Raw genomic sequence first — 15,987 nt, 5'->3', positions numbered from 1 at the left:
CGGGACCCGCTCCGCCCGTCCGGCTCGCCCCGGAGCTGGCAAGATCGCGCGGTCGGCCACCCGGTGGTGTTGACCATGTAATGCGGACGCCACGCTCTTGCGAAGCACCCCGGGGGGTCTGCCAGTATGTCCCAATGCCCCAGCAGCAGTCCTCCCCTCTCGCGTTCTTCGATAACGCGAACTCGCAGCCAGATTTCACGGTTGGCCTGCGCGGATACAACACCGGTCAGGTCGACGACTTCATCGGCCGGCTGAACGCCGCGCTGAGCCAGGCCAACAAGGACCGCGCCGACGCCGAGCAGGCGCTCAACGACGCGCAGCGCCGGCTCCGGCAGTCCGAGCAGCGGCTCACGGCCCTGGAGCAGAAGCTCGCCGACACCAGCAAGCAGCTGGAGGAGAACAGCCGGCCCACGCTGTCCGGCCTCGGCACCCGGGTCGAGCAGATCCTCCGGCTCGCCGAGGAGCAGGCCAACGACCACCGTAACGAGGCCAAGCGCGAGTCGGAGGGGATCCTCTCCGCCGCCCGTCTCGAAGCACGGGAGATCACCGACAAGGCACGCGCCGAGGCGGCGGCCATGAAGGCGACCGCCGAGCGGGAGGCGGGCAACGTCCGCACCGCCGCCGAGCGCGAGGCCGCAGAGGTCCGCGTCCAGGCCCGGCGGGAGGCCGACACCCTGCGCGCCGACGCGGAGCGGGAGACCAAGCAGCTGCGTACGGTGACCGCCCACGAGGTCGCCGAACTGAAGTCCACCGTGGAGCGCGAGGTGGCCACCCTGCGGGCCACCGCCGAGCGTGAGATCACCCAGCAGCGGGCCAAGGCCGCCCGCGAGGCCGAGGAGAAGCGCGCGGAGGCGACGAAGCTGCTCACCGACGCCCGCGACAAGCGCGACAAGGACCTCCAGGCCCTGGAGTTGCAGCTCGCGGAGCGGCGGGAGAAGGCCGAGCGCGAGGAGTCGGAGCGGCACGCCGCCCAGGTCGCACAGACCCAGAAGCTGGTCAACGAGGCCGAGCAGCGGGCTCGGGCCGCGCAGGACCGGGCCAAGGAGATCGAGCAGCGGGCCGAGGCCCGCCGGGTCGAGTCGGAGCGCAGCGCCACCGAGACGGTGGAGAAGGCCAAGGCGCTCGCCGAGCGGACGCTCAACGAGGCCCGTGCCGAGTCGCAGCGCCTGCTCAACGAGGCCCGCACCGAGGCCGAGCTGACCACCCAGGCGGCCAGCCGCGAGGTCGAGGACCTCACCCGGCAGAAGGACGCGGTCACCGCCCAGCTCGTCCAGATCCGCTCCAGCCTGGCCGGTCTCGCCGGTCTGGTGCCGGGTGTGGCCGACGCGGTGGTCGCCAAGGTCGAGGCCACGAAGGCGGAGGACGCCAAGGCGGAGGGCTCCGAGAAGCCCGCCGCCGCCGAGTCGGCCAGCTGAGCCGCCTCCCGTACCGGGGCATGATCCACGGCGCGGGGTGACATCGGGTGACCGGTGACACCCCGCGCCGCCCTGCGTCCGCAGTACCCCTCTCCAGGTCGTGAAGTAGCTCCCAACAGGGGCGTCCGTATCGCCCCAGGAGGGCCCGATGCGTGTGAGGATGGGAGCATGTCGCACGGCGAGGAACTGTTCGCGCTCGGCGGGGACGTGACCACGGAGCCCAGCTTCGAGTCCGCTCTGCGGGGATACGAGAAACGGCAGGTCGACCGCTACGTCGCTCGTGCGGAGCACGAGATCGCCGCGCTCGCGGCCGAACGGGAACAGGCGTACACCCAGATCCACAAGCTGGCCGGTCAGGTCGAGGTGCTGCAACGCGACCTCGCCCAGGTGCGCAAGCAGGTCGGGGTCGTCGACCGGGCCGCCTTCCGACACCTCGGGCCACGGGTGGAGCAGATCCTCACGCTGGCTGAGGAGCAGGCCGAGGACATCCTCTCCGCCGCCCACGAGGAGATCGAGGCCCGGCGGGCCGCCGCCGAGCACATCATCGAGGAGGCGCGCGCCGAGGCCGCGACCGCGCTCAAGGACTTCGAGATCGCACTGGCCGCCCGGCGGGCGGAGGAGGAACGGCAGGCCGAGGCTCGCCGGGCGGAGTCGGAAGCCGCCTTGACCGCTGCGAAGGAGGAGGCCGCCCGGCTGCGCAAGTCCGCTCAGGAGGCCCTGGCCACCGCCCAGCAGGAGGCCACCCAGCTACGGGACGCCGCCAGGGAGATCCACACTCGGGCCCAGCAGGAGGCGACCAAGCTGCGCGAGGCGGCCCGGGAGGCCCTGGCCACCGCCCAGCAGGAGGCGACCCAGCTTCGCGACGCCGCGAAGGAGGTGCACGCGAAGGCCCAGCAGGAGGCGCGACGGCTGGTCGACCAGGCCACCGAGGCGGGGCGGGCCACCCATGCCAAGGCCCAGCATGAGGCCAAGCAGATCATCGACGACGCCACCGAGGCCGGCCGGGCCACCCGCGACAAGGCCCGCCAGGAGGCCGAGCGGTTGACCACCCAGGCGGCCGAGTCGGCGAAGCGCACCCGTGCCGAGACCGAGGCGTACGCCCAGCGCATGCGCAGCGAGACCGAGGCGTACGTGCAGCATGCCCGAACGCAGGCACAGCAGGAGCTGGGTGCCTGGCGGGCCGGGGTGGAGCAGGAGGTCAACAGCCGACGCGAGGCGGCCGACCGGGAGCTGACCGAGCGCAAGGCGACCGCCGAACGCGAGTTCACCGCCCGCCGTGATCAGCTGGAGAAGCAGTACAAGACCCGCAGCGCCGAGCTGGACGAGCGGATGCGCGCCCGTACCGCCGAGCTGGAGTCCGACTTCGAGACCCGTCGGGCACAGCTGGAGGCGGAGTACACCGCGCGGAAGAACGAGATCGAGCAGGGCGCCGACCAGATCCGCCAGGCCGCCGAGCAGGAGGCCGCCACGGTCCGCGCGCAGGCCGAGGAGCAGGCCGGCGAGCTGCTGCGCCAGGCCGAGGCCGAGTCGGCGGCGAAGCGACGTGAGGCCGACGAGTACGTCACGACCGTCCGGCGCGAAGCCGACGAGTACGCGGCCACCACCCACCGCGACGCCGACCAGTACGCCGAGACCACCCGGCGCGAGGCGGACGAGCACGTCACCGCCGTACGACGGGAGGCCGACGAGTACGTCGCCTCGTCCCGTCGCCAGTTCGAGGAGTACGCGGCCACCACCCAGCAGCACCTGGCCACCACCCAGCAGCACCTCGCCGCCACGCAGCAGGAGGCCGCCGCCAGCCGACAGCAACTCGCCCAGGTCATGCTGGAGATCGCCAAGGCCCAGCAGCAGCTCGCCGACCTGCGCCAGGAGACGTGGAAGTCCCGGCAGGAGTCCGACGAGTTGGAGCGCAAGCTGCTCGGTCTGCGGCTTCAGGCCGCGTCGACGCCCGACGGTTCGGCCGCGTCCGCGCCCGCCAGCGTGTCGCCCAACGGCGCACTCCTCACCAGCCCTTCGACCAACGGTGCCCAGCCCTCCGACGACGGCGTGACCGCCGCCAACACGGCCACCGGCGCGGGCCCGACCAGCGACTCCGCCCCGGCCGGTGACCGTACGAGCACGGACGACGCCGGTCCGGCGACGAAGCCGGTCGCGGAACCGGTCACCACGGTCGAGGACGCCTCGCCGACCCGGCCGCCGACCGAGCCGACCAGCGTCGACGGCGGCACCGCGAGCGAGGGCCTGGACGGCGAGCCCACGGTGGCGGCGGTGCCCGGCGAAGGCGGCCGGGGTGCCACCCCGACGAAGATCACCAGCACCGGCGAGAACGGCAAGCGCCCCACCAAGCCGACCACCGACGAGCGCAGCGCCAAGCCCAGCAAGGTCACCTCCGACTGACCATCCACCCCGGGGGCGCGGCCCAGCGGCCTCGGCGCCCCAGGGCCGGCGGTCCAGCGTCCGGCCCGGTCGACCACGCTCCGAGCGCAGCGGTCCCACCCGGGCACTGGGCGATCATGCAGGGCAAGCGTGCGACCGGGGACGAATCGCCGTACGGTCGGCGACGAGGGTTCGTAGGGCCGACCGGCTCGGGCGAGAGCTGGGACGGTGGTATTGCGGGTGCCGAACGGACCTCGAACCGGGCAGTATGGCCCGACGGCACTGCCGGACCACTCGACGGAGAGACCGGATGGCACAACACGAGCCCGACGAGGCCGAGCCGGGACCCACCGAGCGGGAGCAGCAAGGGGGCGGACCACGCCCGCGCCAGCGGCCCGCGACACCGCCGCCAGCCTCGCAGTCCGGCGAGAGCACGGAGAACACGCCGCCGGGCTCGCGGGCGACACCCACCGGCGACGGTACGCAGACCTCGACGGTCGGCGCGGCGGCACACCCGGACGGAGGGCGCTTCGGCACTCCCGGGCGTCCCCTGAGGCGTAACAGTTTCCTGGTCGGGTTCACCGGCGCGCTCGGCGTACTGCTCGCGTACGCGGTCTATCTGGGGGTGCGCAACGCGGCGGGAATCCTGGTCCTGGTGGTGATCGCCCTCTTCCTCGCGGTGGGCCTGCACCCGGCGGTGCTCCGGCTACGGTCCTGGGGCTTTCCACGCGGACTGGCCGTGGCGACGGTCGTCCTGGTCGTGGTGGCGTTGCTCGCCGCCGGGGTGCTGGCGCTGGTGCCGCCGATCGTGACCCAGTCCGGCCAGTTCATCGAGCAGTTGCCGAGCTACCTGGAGTCGCTGCGCCGCAACGAGACGGTCAACGACCTGGTCGAGCGGTTCGACCTGATGCGCCGTGCTCAGGAGGCGGCCAGCGCGGACGTGGTCGGCCGGGCGTTGGGCGGGGTGCTCGGTGGTGCCCAACTGGTCTTCGGCACCGTCTTCCGGGTGCTGACCGTGCTGGTGCTGACCATCTACTTCCTGGTCTACTTCGACCGGTTGCGCGACCTCGCCTACGCGTTGGTGCCGCGCTCCCGTCGCCAGCGGGTGCAACTGATCGGTGACGAGATCCTGACCAAGGTCGGGGCGTACATGGTCGGCGCGCTGGTCATCGCGGTGTTGGCCGGCGCGAGCACCTTCGTGTTCGCGTTGGTCGTCGGTCTGCCGTACCCGTTCGCGCTGGCGGTGGTCGTCGCGGTGACCGACCTGATCCCGCAGATCGGTGCCACCCTCGGTGCCGTGATCGTCAGCCTGGTCGGCTTCGCCACCGAGCCTTCGGTCGGCATCGCCTGCGTGGTCTTCTTCGTGATCTACCAGCAGATCGAGAACTACCTCATCTACCCGAAGATCATGCGGCGTTCGGTGCAGGTCAACGAGGTCGCCGCGTTGGTGGCCGCGCTGCTCGGAGTGTCGCTGGTGGGGGTGATCGGCGCGCTGATCGCCATCCCGACGGTGGCCGCCGTCCAGCTCATCCTCCGGGAGGTGGTGATCCCCCGCCAGGATGCCCGCTGACCGGCCGACCCCGCACCGGCGGATGTCACTCGGACCGGCGCTGCGGTGGACCCGACACCGGCGTGTCGGCGAAGGCGGCAACCGTCCGGTCCGCGTACGCGCTGGCGTCGCCGGTCTCCATCGGGCCGTCCCAGCTGGTCGGCAGTGGCACCGACACCGCCGGGTTGACCCGCCGGACCACCTCGTCCAGCACGGTCTCGGCGTCGCCGACCCAGAGGTGCTTGGCCCCGGGTACGCCGACCACCTCGGCCTGCGGCACCGCCGCGAACTGTTCCCGAGCCTGCTCCGGGCGCAGATAGTCGTCGAACTCCGGCACCAACGCGGTCAGCGGCTTGCCCGACTCGGCCCAGGTGTCCAGGTCCGCCCGGCCGGCGAAACGCAGCGGTGGCGAGAGCAGGATCGCCCCGGTCACCGCCGGATCGCAGCCGTAGCGCAGCACCAGGTCGGTGCCGAACGACCAGCCCAGCAGCCAGATGTTCGGCAGCTCGTGGAACTCGGCGTACTCGATGGCGGCGGCGACGTCGAAGCGCTCACCGACGGCGGAGTCGAAGCTGCCCTCGCTGGTGCCGCGCACGCTACTGGTGCCCCGGGTGTTGAACCTGAGCACGGCCAGGTCGGCCAGCGCGGGCAGTCGCCAGGCCGCCTTACGGAACACGTGGCTGTCCATCATTCCGCCGTGGGTGGGCAGCGGGTGCAGGCAGACCAGGGTCGCGGCCGGTTCCCGGTCGACCGGGCGGGCCAGCTCGCCGACCAACCGCAGGTCGTCCGCGGTGTGCAGCTCGATGTCCTCCCGACGCCCCGGCAGGATCGAGGAGGCACGGATCGGTGAACTCATCGCTCCAGTCTCCCGTTGCGCCGACCGCGCTGGATCACCGGGGCCCGTCGGTCCCGGGCCCGCCAGCAGCCGGTATGCCAGTGCCGCCGGTCGGTGAGGTCACCCCGGTCGTCCGCCGGCCAGGCGACGACGTGCGCCACACCCGGGCGGATCTCCTGATCGCACCCGGGACAGCGGTACGTCTTGGTGGACGCGCCACCGCTGATCCCGCGTACCTGCCACTCGCCGTCCCGCCACTGTTGGACCGCGGCGACGCCGTGCCGGGCGCGCTCGGCGTCGAGCCGCACCGTGTCGTCACGGCGGGGACGGTTGCGACGGGGACTCACGTCATCAAGCGTACGGGCGGTGCGCCGCGAACCGCTCAGCGGCGGGTGTGGTCGCGGAACCCCCGGCCGGTCTTGCGACCCAGATAGCCGGCGGTGACCAGGTGCTCCAGCAGCGGCGCCGGGGCGAAACCGGGTTCCCGCAGCTCCAGGTAGAGCTCCCGCTGGATGGCCAGCGCCACGTCCAGACCCACCACGTCGAGCAACTCGAACGGCCCCATCGGGTAGCCGCAGCCCAGCTTCATCGCGTGGTCGATGTCGTCGGCAGTGGAGTAGTTGGCCTCCAGCATCCGCACCGCGTCGTTGAGGTAGGGGAAGAGCAGGGCGTTGACGATGAAACCGGCCCGGTCACCGCAGACCACGCCGGTCTTGCCCAACGCGGCGGTGACGGCCTGAGCGGTGGCGACGGTCTCGGCGGAGGTACGGATCGTCCGGACGATCTCCACCAGCGGCATCACCGGGGCGGGGTTGAAGAAGTGCAGGCCCACCACGTCGGCCGGGCGCTGGGTGGCCATCGCCATCTCGATCACCGACAGCGAGGAGGTGGTCGTCGCCAGCAGCACGCCCGGCTTGCAGATCTCGTCCAGGCTGGCGAAGAGCGCCTTCTTGACGCTGAGTTCCTCGACCACCGCCTCGACCACCAGATCCACGTCGGCCAGGTGCTCCAGCGTCGCCGACCAGTTGATCCGGCCGAGCGCGGCGTCCCGGTCCGCCTCGGCGAGCCGGCCCCGGACGACGCCCTTGTTGAGGGAGGTCTGCACCGCCTCGAACACCTTCGCCGACTGCTCCGCGCCCCGGGTCACCGAGACGACCTCGTAACCGGCGGTGGCGAAGACCTCGATGATCCCGGTGGCCATCGTCCCGGACCCCACGATGCCGACCTTGGTCGCGGCTGCGGGGCTCGCAAGCTCACTCCTCGCGCGCCCGATGCCGACCTTGGTCGCGGCTGAGTCGGTCGGCGTCGGGTCCGTCGTGGTCGGCGTCTGCTCGTCCGGTACGACCTTCGGCGAGCCGGGCCGCTCGTAGGTGTAGAAGCCCCGGCCGGACTTCCGGCCGAGCAGCCCAGCGGTCACCATCTGCTTGATCAACGGCGCTGGGGCGTGCCGGCGGTCCCGGCCACCCCGCCGGTACATGGTGTCCAGGATCTCGTACGCGGTGTCCAAGCCGATCAGGTCCATCAGCGCGAGCGGCCCCATGGGCAGTCCGCAGCCGAGCTTCATGGCGGCGTCGATGTCCTCGCGGGTGGCGTAGCGGGACTCGAACAGGTCGACGGCGTGGTTGAGGTAGCCGAAGAGCAGCGCGTTGGCGATGAAGCCAGCCCGGTCGCTGATGGTGACGTCGACCTTGCCGAGTCGCTCGCAGAGCGCCTCCACGTCGGCCACCACGTCGGCCGAGGTGACCACTGTGCGTACCACCTCGACCAGCTTCATCACCGGTGCCGGATTGAAGAAGTGGATGCCGACGACCTGGTTGGGGCGGGTGGTGGCCACCGAGATCTCGGTCACGCTCAGCGACGAGGTGTTGGTGGCGAGGATGGCGTCGGGCTTGCAGACCCGATCCAGCTCGGCGAAGATCCGCTGCTTCAGCTGCAGGTGTTCGGGTACCGCCTCGATCACCAGGTCCACCGAGTGCAGCGCGTCCAACCCGACGGCGAAGCTGATCCGGGCCAGCAGGGCGTCCCGGTCGGCCTCGGCGAGCTTCCCCCTGGCCACCGCCCGGTCCGTCGAACCGGTCAGGATCGTCCGCCCACGGTCGAGCGCGGCGTCGGAGATCTCCACGGCCACCACGTCGATGCCGTTACGGGCGAAGACCTCCACGATGCCGGCACCCATGGTGCCCAGACCCACCACACCGACGCTGGTGAACTCGCGCGCCACGACCCGCCCTCCCCTGTCCGCGACGACACGGCCGGACGTGAACGGCCGCTAAGGTTATGCGCGCGAGTCTGCCACGTCACGCACAGTTGTCGAGGCGCGGTGGCACATGTCACCGGTGCCCGGGTTCCGCCACCCCGCCGGCCGACCCTGGCCGGAATGGTCAGGCCGGATCGACCCCGGCGAGGGCGAGCAGTTCGGCGACGAACTCCGTCGGGCGTTCCAGGTGTGGGCTGTGTCCGCAGCCCGGCAGCACCACCTCCCGGTAGGTGCCGCCGGCCTCGGCGTACCGGTCGAGCACCGCTCGGGTCTGCCCGATCATTGGCTGCGGCGGACATTCCTGTCGCCCCGGCCAGCCGGGCACCACCCCCAGCGCCCCGAGCTGGGCCAGGTCGAACAGCGAGGTGTCCGAGACGATCACGTCGGCATCGCCACGGATCCAGGTGACCGGTGGCTTGGGTGTGACCGCCACCATCTCCTCCGCGACCCGGAAGCGCGCGAGCGCGTTGAGCACTCCCCGACCGCCCGGCGCGCTACCCGGCCAGTTCGGCGAGCCCACCGCGTCGCCGGGGTAGTTGTCCGGGCCGGTCGCGGTGGAGAGCACGCTGTCGAGCAGCAGTTCCTCGTCGTCGCCGAGGCAGGAGGGGTCCGCCACGTACGCGGCCCGCAGCACACTGCGCGGGCTGGTCCGCGCCTCGGTGCCGCGATCACCGGCGACCAGCCGTGCCACGAAGTCCCCGCTTGCCGTGCCCGCACCGGCACCGGCCAGGTCGGGCGTGGTCGGGGTGCCGACCAGGTCGCGGGTGGCCCCGAAGCCGTACGGGGACACGGGTGCCGCCAGCAGCAGCCCGGCGACCCGGTCAGGGTGGTCCGCCAGCAGGCGCATCGCCACTCCCCCGCCGAGCGAGTGACCGACGACCACGGGCCGGACACCCTCGGCGAACAGCGACGGCTCGTCGAGCAACGCGGCCACGTCGTCGGCGAAGTCGGTCAGGCCACGACCGGCGTCGACCGGGGCGGTCTGGGTGTCGCCGTAGCCGCGCAGATCCGGCGCCACCACCCGCAACGTCTCCGGCAGACGGCGCACAAGCGGCTCCCAGAAGGCGGCCGAGGAGCAGTTGCCGTGCACGAGGAGCACCGGCGCTGCGTCCACGGGTCCGGCCACCAGGACGGACTGGCTGATGCCGTTCGCGGTGACCGCCTGCCGCTGTGTCCTCATTCGCGGCATGGTGCCACGACCGGCACCGTCGGTCCATGTGGCCGGCAACCACCCGGCAAGGACGCCTCCGGTGGGCGGCGGCCAGGGGCCGGACCGGTGGGCGGACGGTCGTCAGCGGGGTACGCCGACCACCGCCGCGCCGGACGGCCCCGGCACCACGGGCGTCGCGACCGTGGCGGGCAGCGGTCGGCTCGGGCGTCGCTCCTGACGGGGCAGCTCGAAGCTGAGCCCCACCGGGTCCGTCCGTGCCACGCTCGGGTCGAAGAACCGCAACTCGGTGCCGCCGATCCGGATCACGTCGCCGTCGCTGAGGCGAACCACCTCGGTGACCCGGAGGCCGTTCACCCAGGTGCCGTTCGTGGATCCGAGATCCACCAGGGAGGACCCCTCGCCGGTCCGCCAGATCTCGACGTGTCGACGGCTCAGGTGCGGATCGTGCACGACGATGTCGACCGCCGGATCGCGGCCGATCACCTGCGGTCGGCGTGGCAGCCGGAATCGTCGCCCTCGCATCGGCCCGGCGGCCACGGTCAACAGCGGCATCAGTTGCGGATGTTCCTCCATGGACAGTCAGCCCCTCCACCCGTGCGACGATCCCCGGGGTCAGCCTGTCACCACCACGTGTTCCCTTCCACCATCCAGCCGGATGCCTACCGGTAACCGTCCGGGTGCTTTGCGTTCACATCTTCCACGACGGTCGGTGCCGGAACTACCGACCCGATCAGGAGGTTCGTCCGATTCAGCCACCCTGACGGGCAGCAGGAACCCCCCTTTCCCCGACCCCTACCAGCGAGTAATCCTCAGGTCTAGACTTCCGCCATGACGGCTGTGCGACCCCCCGGCACCCCGGCGATCCAGGGCGATCACCTCATCTCCACCAGCCCGGCCTCGGGCGACGAGACTGGGCGCGTGCCGGTCACCACCCCGGTCGACGTCGAACGTGCTGTCGAGCGGGCCCGCACAGCCGGTCAGTGGTGGGCGGGTCTCGGCTTCACCGGGCGGCGGGAGCGTCTGCTGCGCTGGCGACGGCTCCTCGCGCAGCGGATGGAGCAGTTGGCCGACCTGATACACGCCGAGGGCGGCAAGCCGGTCGCCGACGCGCTCGTCGAGATCGTGACCGCGGTTGAGCACGTCGACTGGGCGGCCCGCAACGCCCGGCGGGTGCTGGGCCCGCGTCGGGTCCGCTCGCGGCTCGTCCTGGCCGAGTTCTCGGCCCATCTGGAGTACCAGCCGCACGGCGTCATCGGCGTGATCGGTCCATGGAACTATCCGGTCTTCACCCCCGTCGGCTCCATCGCCTACGCGCTGGCGGCCGGCAACGCGGTGGTCTTCAAGCCGAGCGAGTACACCCCGGTCGTCGGTCAGTGGCTCGTCGACAGCTTCGCCGAGGTGGTGCCCGAACACCCGGTGCTCACCGCGGTGCACGGCCTCGGCGACGTCGGCGCGGCCCTGTGCCGGGCCGGTGTCGACAAGGTCGCCTTCACCGGGTCGACGGCCACCGCGAAGAAGGTGATGGCGGCCTGCGCCGAGTCGCTGACCCCGGTGCTGCTGGAAGCCGGCGGTAAAGACGCCATGATCGTGGACGTGGACGCCGACCTGGACGCCGCCGCCGAGGCGTGCGTCTGGGGAGCGATGACCAACGCCGGACAGACCTGCATCGGCATCGAACGCGCCTACGTGGTCGAGCCGGTCTTCGACGCGTTCGTCGACAAGGTCGTCGAACGCGCCGGACGCCTCACCGTCGGCCCCGACGCCGACATCGGTCCGATCACCATGCCGAGTCAACTGGACGTCATCCGGCGGCACATCGAGGACGCGTTGGCCCGTGGCGGCCGTGCGGTGCTCGGCGGGTCGGACGCGGTCCGACCGCCGTACGCGCACCCGACCGTGCTGGTCGAGGTACCGGAGGACGCCGCCGCCGTACGCGAGGAGACCTTCGGTCCCACTCTGACCATCAACCGGGTGCGTACCATCGACGAGGCACTGACCAGGGCCAACGCCCTGTCGTACGGGCTGGGTGGTTCGGTCTTCGGACACCAGCGCGCGGTGGCGATCGCCCGGCGGCTGCGCTCCGGCATGGCCTCGGTCAACTCGACGCTCACCTTCGCCGGCATGTCCACCCTGCCCTTCGGCGGCGTCGGCGAGTCCGGCTTCGGCCGGATCCACGGCGAGGACGGGCTGCGTGAGTTCGCCCGCGCCAAGTCCGTCACCCGCCGCCGGGGGCGTTCCCTGCTGCCCTCGACCACGTTCGACCGCACCCCGAACGACGTCGCCCGGCTGGTGAAGGCGGTCAAGCTGCTCTACGGCAGGTGACGCGGGCGGCCGGCAAGACGGTCACCGGGCCGCGCCGAGCCAACCGACGACCGACGGCGTCTAGCTAGAAGAGGGTCAGTTCGTCGCGTTCGATGCCGCGCAGCCGGTCGTAGTCGACCACCACGCAACGGATCCCCCGGTCGGTGGCGAGCACCCGCGCCTGCGGCTTGATCTCCTGCGCGGCGAAGACCCCGGCGACCGGGGCGAGCAGCGGATCCCGGTTGAGCAACTCCAGGTAGCGGGTGAGCTGTTCCACGCCGTCGATCTCGCCGCGACGCTTCACCTCGACCGCGACCGTGCCCTGGTCGGCGTCCCGACAGAGCAGGTCGACCGGCCCGATGGCGGTCATGTACTCGCGGCGGATGAGGGTGTACCCGTCACCCAGCGCCTCGGGGCTGGCCGCCAGCAGTTCCTGAAGGTGCGCCTCCACGCCGTCCTTGCGCAGCCCTGGATCGACACCCAGCTCGTACGAGGTGTCCTGGAAGATCTCCTCGAGGGTGATCCGCAGTTCCTCACCGGCTTTGTTGACCACCCGCCAGACGCCGGGAGCCTCCTCCAGCCGGCACGGCGGGCTCATCCAGTTCAACGGCTTGTACGCCCGGTCGTCGGCGTGGATGGACACCGATCCGTCCGCCTTCACCATCAACAGCCGGGTCGCCGGCGGCAGGTGGGCCGAGAGCCGTCCGACATAGTCCACCGAGCACTTCGCAATCACCAACCGCACCCGAGCAGGGTAGCGGAGTCACCGGAGATCGCCACCGAGCAGCGCTGGCGCGGCGGTGCCATGCTGTGATGGTGCTCGAAGTGCTCACCGGTACCGGCCTCGCCGCCTCGGCGGGGCTGAACGCCTACGTACCGTTGCTGGTGATGGGTCTACTGGCCCGGTTCACCAGTGTCATCGACCTGCCTGGCGGGTGGCAGTGGCTCGGCAACGAGTGGGTGCTGGGCATCCTCGCGGTGCTGCTGGTCGTCGAGGTGGTGGCGGACAAGGTTCCCGTGGTGGACCACATCAACGACGTGGTGCAGACGGTCGTCCGGCCGACGGCCGGCGGGTTGGCGTTCGGGGCCGGCTCCGCCTCGGAGACGGTGACCGTGAGTGACCCGGACAGCTTCTTCGCCAGTGGCGGCCAGTGGTTGCCGGTGCTGGTCGGGGTGCTCATCGCGCTCGGCGTACACCTGCTGAAGTCGACCGCCCGGCCGGTGATCAACGCGGCCACGGCCGGCTTCGGTGCGCCGGTGGCGAGCACCGCCGAGGACGCCACCAGTGTCGTCATGTCGCTCGTCGCGATCGTCCTGCCGGTGCTGGTGCTCGCCTTCCTGGTGGGGCTGGTGCTCTTCCTGCCCTGGTTGCTGCGTCGTCGGGCGGAACGGCGCCGGGAACGGAAGGCGGCACGCGAGGCGGGCTTCCGCGTCTGACCTCGGCCGTCGGTTCGGCCGAATCGCCGCCCCAACCAGCCCTAAGACCTACAATTGGGGCAACCAACTGGAGGGGGTCGGGTCATGACCGCGGCAATGGAAATGCCCCGTGTGCAGGAGTGTGTGGTCGCCGCCTGTGCGTACAACCACACCGGCGACTGCCACGCCTTCGCCATCACGATCGGCAGCCAGGACCACGCCCACTGCCACACCTTCATCGAGATGCCCGCCGTGCGGGCCGGCCTGGACGGGCAGACCGCCCAGGTCGGGGCCTGCCAGCGCGCCGACTGCCGGCACAACGAGCAGTTGGAGTGCCACGCGCCGGCGATCCGGGTCGGCCCGGACGCCGACCTGGCCGACTGCATGACCTACAGCCACCGTTGACCGTCAGGCTCGGTAAGCAGCACGGTGTTAGCAGGGGGCCCTTGCTATACACGAGGCGTTAACAGGGTGCCCTTCCTTACCGGCACAGGTCGTTGGTTTGTCGGATGACGGTGACGAGTTCGTCGATGATGCCGGTCAGGGCGAAGTCCTTCGGGGTGAACACCCGCGCAACTCCGGCCGCACGCAGCTGCTCAGCGTCCCCGGCGGGGATGATCCCGCCGACCACCACGGGCAACTCCGGGCGACCCGCCGCCCGCAGCCCGTCGAGCACCGCCGGCACCGCCGCCAGATGCGAGCCGGAGAGCACGGAGAGCCCGACCAGGTCCACGTCCTCCTCCACCGCAGCGGCCACGATCTGCCCTGCGGTGAGCCGGATGCCCTGGTAGATCACTTCGAAGCCGGCGTCCCGGGCGCGTACCGCGATCTGCTCGGCACCGTTGGAGTGCCCGTCCAGGCCCGGCTTGCCGACCAGCAGTCGTAGGCGTCCACTGCCCAGTTCCCGGGCGGTGGCGGCGACCCGGGCGCGCACCTCGGCCAACCCCTCGTCGCCGCCGCTGCCGGAGGCGCCGGTCAGCCCGGTCGGCGCCCGGTACTCGCCGAAGACCTCGCGCAGGGCCGCCGCCCACTCGCCGGTGGTCACCCCGGCGCGGACGCACTCCAGGGTGGCGGTCATCAGGTTCGTCGTGGTCGCGGCGTCCGCACGCAGCCGGGCCAGTGCCGCGTCCACGGCCGCCGCGTCGCGGTCGGCCCGCCAGGCGCGTACGGCCGCCGAGGCGGCGACCTCCACGGCGGGATCGACCTGCACGACCGCCTCGGCACCGGCGGCGGTCAGCGGGGACGGTTCGGTCTCGGTGAACCGGTTGACGCCGACCACGACGTCACTGCCGGCCTCGATCCGTCGCCGCCGGTCGGCCAGCGAGGCCACCAGGGCGCTCTTGAGGTAGCCGCTCTCCACCGCGGCGACCGCACCGCCCATCTCCAGCACCGTCGCCAACTCGGCGCGGGCACCCGTGACGATCTCGTCGACCAGCGCGGTCATCACGTGCGAGCCGTCGAACAGGTCCGGATACTCCAGCAGGTCCGACTCGTACGCGAGCACCTGCTGCATGCGCAGCGACCACTGCTGGTCCCACGGGCGGGGCAGGCCGAGCGCCTCGTTCCAGGCCGGCAGTTGCACCGCCCGCGCCCGCGCCGTGCGGGAGAGGGTGACGCCCAGCATCTCCAGCACGATGCGCTGCACGTTGTTCTCGGGTTGGGCCTCGGTCAGGCCGAGGGAGTTGACCTGCACGCCGTACCGGAAGCGACGCTGTCGCGGATCCTCGACGCCGTACCGCTCGCGGGTGATCTCGTCCCACAGCGCGCCGAACGCGCGCATCTTGGCGATCTCCTCGACGAAGCGCACCCCGGCGTTGACGAAGAACGAGATCCGCTGCACGACGTCGCCCATGCGCTGCGCCGGGACCTGACCGCCGTCGCGTACCGCGTCGAGCACCGCCACCGCCGTGGCCAGCGCGAAGGCCACCTCCTGCACCGGGGTGGCCCCGGCCTCCTGGAGGTGGTACGAGCAGATGTTGACCGGGTTCCACCGTGGCATCTCGCGCAGCGTGTACGCGATCACGTCGGCGGTCAGCCGCAGCGAGGCAGCCGGCGGGAAGATGTGCGTGCCCCGGGAGAGGTACTCCTTGATGATGTCGTTCTGCGTGGTGCCGGCGCAGCGGGCGAGTTCGGCACCCTGTTCGGCGGCGACCGTGCCGTAGAGACCGAGTAGCCACATCGCCGGGGCGTTGATGGTCATCGAGGTGTTCATGTCGGCCAACGGGATGCCGTCGAAGAGCTTGCGCATGTCACCCAGGTGCGACACCGGGACACCGACCCGGCCGACCTCACCGGCGGCGAGGTCGTGGTCGGGGTCGTACCCGGTCTGGGTGGGCAGGTCGAAGGCGACCGAGAGTCCCGTCTGCCCCTTGGCCAGGTTGCGGCGGAAGAGCGCGTTGGTCTCGGCGGCCGAGGAGTGCCCCGCGTAGGTGCGCATCACCCAGGGGCGGTCGCGCTCCGGCAGCCGGCCCGGGAGTGACTTCTCGTCCATGGCCGGAGTTTAAGTTACCGTCCAGTACATCGGGCTGTGCCAAACCACACAGCGCGGTAGGGCGGACGCCCTGGTACAACCCGCCTTCGGTGGCGGGTACCACCCGTTACCTTTTTGATCGTCCCCAGCCGGGGACGGCTCGGTCGCCCGGCTCGGTATGACTGACTGCCCCTGTC

General features: G+C 71.5%; 13 protein-coding genes. 6 read left to right on the top strand and 7 right to left on the bottom strand.

From position 1 onward, the window contains the following. Window positions 1-134: 134 nt before the first annotated feature. From ACLQ2S_RS19630 to ACLQ2S_RS19620, 3 genes are all read left to right on the top strand, one after another. Window positions 135-1,415: a DivIVA domain-containing protein gene (locus ACLQ2S_RS19630; protein ID WP_425702269.1), complete on the top strand. Its 1,281-nt coding sequence runs from the start codon at window positions 135-137 to the stop codon at window positions 1,413-1,415. A gap of 168 nt (window positions 1,416-1,583) precedes the next feature. After that, a complete protein-coding gene (locus tag ACLQ2S_RS19625) occupies window positions 1,584-3,812 on the top strand; it encodes a hypothetical protein (RefSeq protein WP_425702268.1) in 2,229 nt (742 codons plus the stop codon). A gap of 289 nt (window positions 3,813-4,101) precedes the next feature. Beyond that, window positions 4,102-5,361, top strand: coding sequence for an AI-2E family transporter (locus ACLQ2S_RS19620; protein ID WP_425702267.1), 1,260 nt, complete (start codon window positions 4,102-4,104; stop codon window positions 5,359-5,361). A 25-nt stretch (window positions 5,362-5,386) separates the two neighbouring features. On the opposite strand, the gene ACLQ2S_RS19615 is transcribed toward ACLQ2S_RS19620, so the two are convergent. The 5 genes from ACLQ2S_RS19615 to ACLQ2S_RS19595 form a co-directional block, all read right to left on the bottom strand. Further along, window positions 5,387-6,196 carry an alpha/beta hydrolase gene (locus ACLQ2S_RS19615; protein WP_155221207.1) on the bottom strand — a complete coding sequence of 270 codons (810 nt, stop codon included), beginning with the start codon at window positions 6,194-6,196 and terminating at the stop codon, window positions 5,387-5,389. Beyond that, complete coding sequence (locus tag ACLQ2S_RS19610) at window positions 6,193-6,483, bottom strand: hypothetical protein (RefSeq protein WP_425702314.1); 291 nt, start codon at window positions 6,481-6,483, stop codon at window positions 6,193-6,195. Before ACLQ2S_RS19610 ends, ACLQ2S_RS19615 begins: the two co-directional genes overlap by 4 nt. A 74-nt stretch (window positions 6,484-6,557) precedes the next feature. Continuing rightward, complete coding sequence (locus ACLQ2S_RS19605; protein ID WP_425702266.1) at window positions 6,558-8,396, bottom strand: 3-hydroxyacyl-CoA dehydrogenase family protein; 1,839 nt, start codon at window positions 8,394-8,396, stop codon at window positions 6,558-6,560. Between the two features lie 160 nt (window positions 8,397-8,556). Continuing rightward, entirely contained in the window at window positions 8,557-9,621 is a 1,065-nt protein-coding gene (locus ACLQ2S_RS19600; protein ID WP_425702265.1) for an alpha/beta fold hydrolase, read from the bottom strand. A gap of 102 nt (window positions 9,622-9,723) precedes the next feature. Further along, a complete protein-coding gene (locus tag ACLQ2S_RS19595) occupies window positions 9,724-10,176 on the bottom strand; it encodes an FHA domain-containing protein (RefSeq protein WP_155221213.1) in 453 nt (150 codons plus the stop codon). A gap of 255 nt (window positions 10,177-10,431) precedes the next feature. Between ACLQ2S_RS19595 and ACLQ2S_RS19590 the strand changes: the two genes are divergently transcribed. Continuing rightward, window positions 10,432-11,925 (top strand): aldehyde dehydrogenase family protein, encoded by a 1,494-nt coding sequence (locus tag ACLQ2S_RS19590; protein ID WP_155221215.1) that lies wholly within the window; start codon window positions 10,432-10,434, stop codon window positions 11,923-11,925. Between the two features lie 64 nt (window positions 11,926-11,989). Here the strand turns inward: ACLQ2S_RS19590 and nucS are convergent, their stop codons facing one another. Next, window positions 11,990-12,649 (bottom strand): endonuclease NucS, encoded by a 660-nt coding sequence (gene nucS, locus ACLQ2S_RS19585; RefSeq protein WP_309223706.1) that lies wholly within the window; start codon window positions 12,647-12,649, stop codon window positions 11,990-11,992. A gap of 71 nt (window positions 12,650-12,720) precedes the next feature. Here nucS and ACLQ2S_RS19580 point away from each other — a divergent pair, with 71 nt between their 5' ends. Continuing rightward, on the top strand, window positions 12,721-13,341 hold the full coding sequence (locus tag ACLQ2S_RS19580) for a DUF4126 domain-containing protein (RefSeq protein WP_425702313.1): 621 nt from the start codon (window positions 12,721-12,723) through the stop codon (window positions 13,339-13,341). Window positions 13,342-13,425: 84 nt separating this feature from the next. Further along, a complete protein-coding gene (locus ACLQ2S_RS19575; RefSeq protein WP_155221219.1) occupies window positions 13,426-13,725 on the top strand; it encodes a DUF1540 domain-containing protein in 300 nt (99 codons plus the stop codon). Between the two features lie 76 nt (window positions 13,726-13,801). Here ACLQ2S_RS19575 and ACLQ2S_RS19570 read toward each other — a convergent pair whose 3' ends face one another. Continuing rightward, on the bottom strand, window positions 13,802-15,811 hold the full coding sequence (locus tag ACLQ2S_RS19570; protein WP_425702264.1) for a protein meaA: 2,010 nt from the start codon (window positions 15,809-15,811) through the stop codon (window positions 13,802-13,804). Between the last annotated feature and the right edge of the window lie 176 nt (window positions 15,812-15,987).

Origin of the sequence: Micromonospora sp. DT48, from assembly GCF_049844495.1 — a bacterium.
Lineage (GTDB): Bacteria > Actinomycetota > Actinomycetes > Mycobacteriales > Micromonosporaceae > Micromonospora.
Note: the sequence above shows the minus strand (reverse complement) of the source record. Positions and strands in the feature narration are given on the sequence as shown.

What these genes read in the sequence shown, in the direction of transcription:
- ACLQ2S_RS19600 (WP_425702265.1), bottom strand. Translation starts at nt 9,621, where the DNA reads ATGCCGCGAATGAGGACACAGCGGCAGGCGGTCACCGCGAACGGCATC.
- ACLQ2S_RS19575 (WP_155221219.1), top strand. Translation starts at nt 13,426, where the DNA reads ATGACCGCGGCAATGGAAATGCCCCGTGTGCAGGAGTGTGTGGTCGCC.
- ACLQ2S_RS19620 (WP_425702267.1), top strand. Translation starts at nt 4,102, where the DNA reads ATGGCACAACACGAGCCCGACGAGGCCGAGCCGGGACCCACCGAGCGG.
- ACLQ2S_RS19570 (WP_425702264.1), bottom strand. Translation starts at nt 15,811, where the DNA reads ATGGACGAGAAGTCACTCCCGGGCCGGCTGCCGGAGCGCGACCGCCCC.
- ACLQ2S_RS19590 (WP_155221215.1), top strand. Translation starts at nt 10,432, where the DNA reads ATGACGGCTGTGCGACCCCCCGGCACCCCGGCGATCCAGGGCGATCAC.
- ACLQ2S_RS19625 (WP_425702268.1), top strand. Translation starts at nt 1,584, where the DNA reads ATGTCGCACGGCGAGGAACTGTTCGCGCTCGGCGGGGACGTGACCACG.
- ACLQ2S_RS19615 (WP_155221207.1), bottom strand. Translation starts at nt 6,196, where the DNA reads ATGAGTTCACCGATCCGTGCCTCCTCGATCCTGCCGGGGCGTCGGGAG.
- ACLQ2S_RS19595 (WP_155221213.1), bottom strand. Translation starts at nt 10,176, where the DNA reads ATGGAGGAACATCCGCAACTGATGCCGCTGTTGACCGTGGCCGCCGGG.
- ACLQ2S_RS19630 (WP_425702269.1), top strand. Translation starts at nt 135, where the DNA reads ATGCCCCAGCAGCAGTCCTCCCCTCTCGCGTTCTTCGATAACGCGAAC.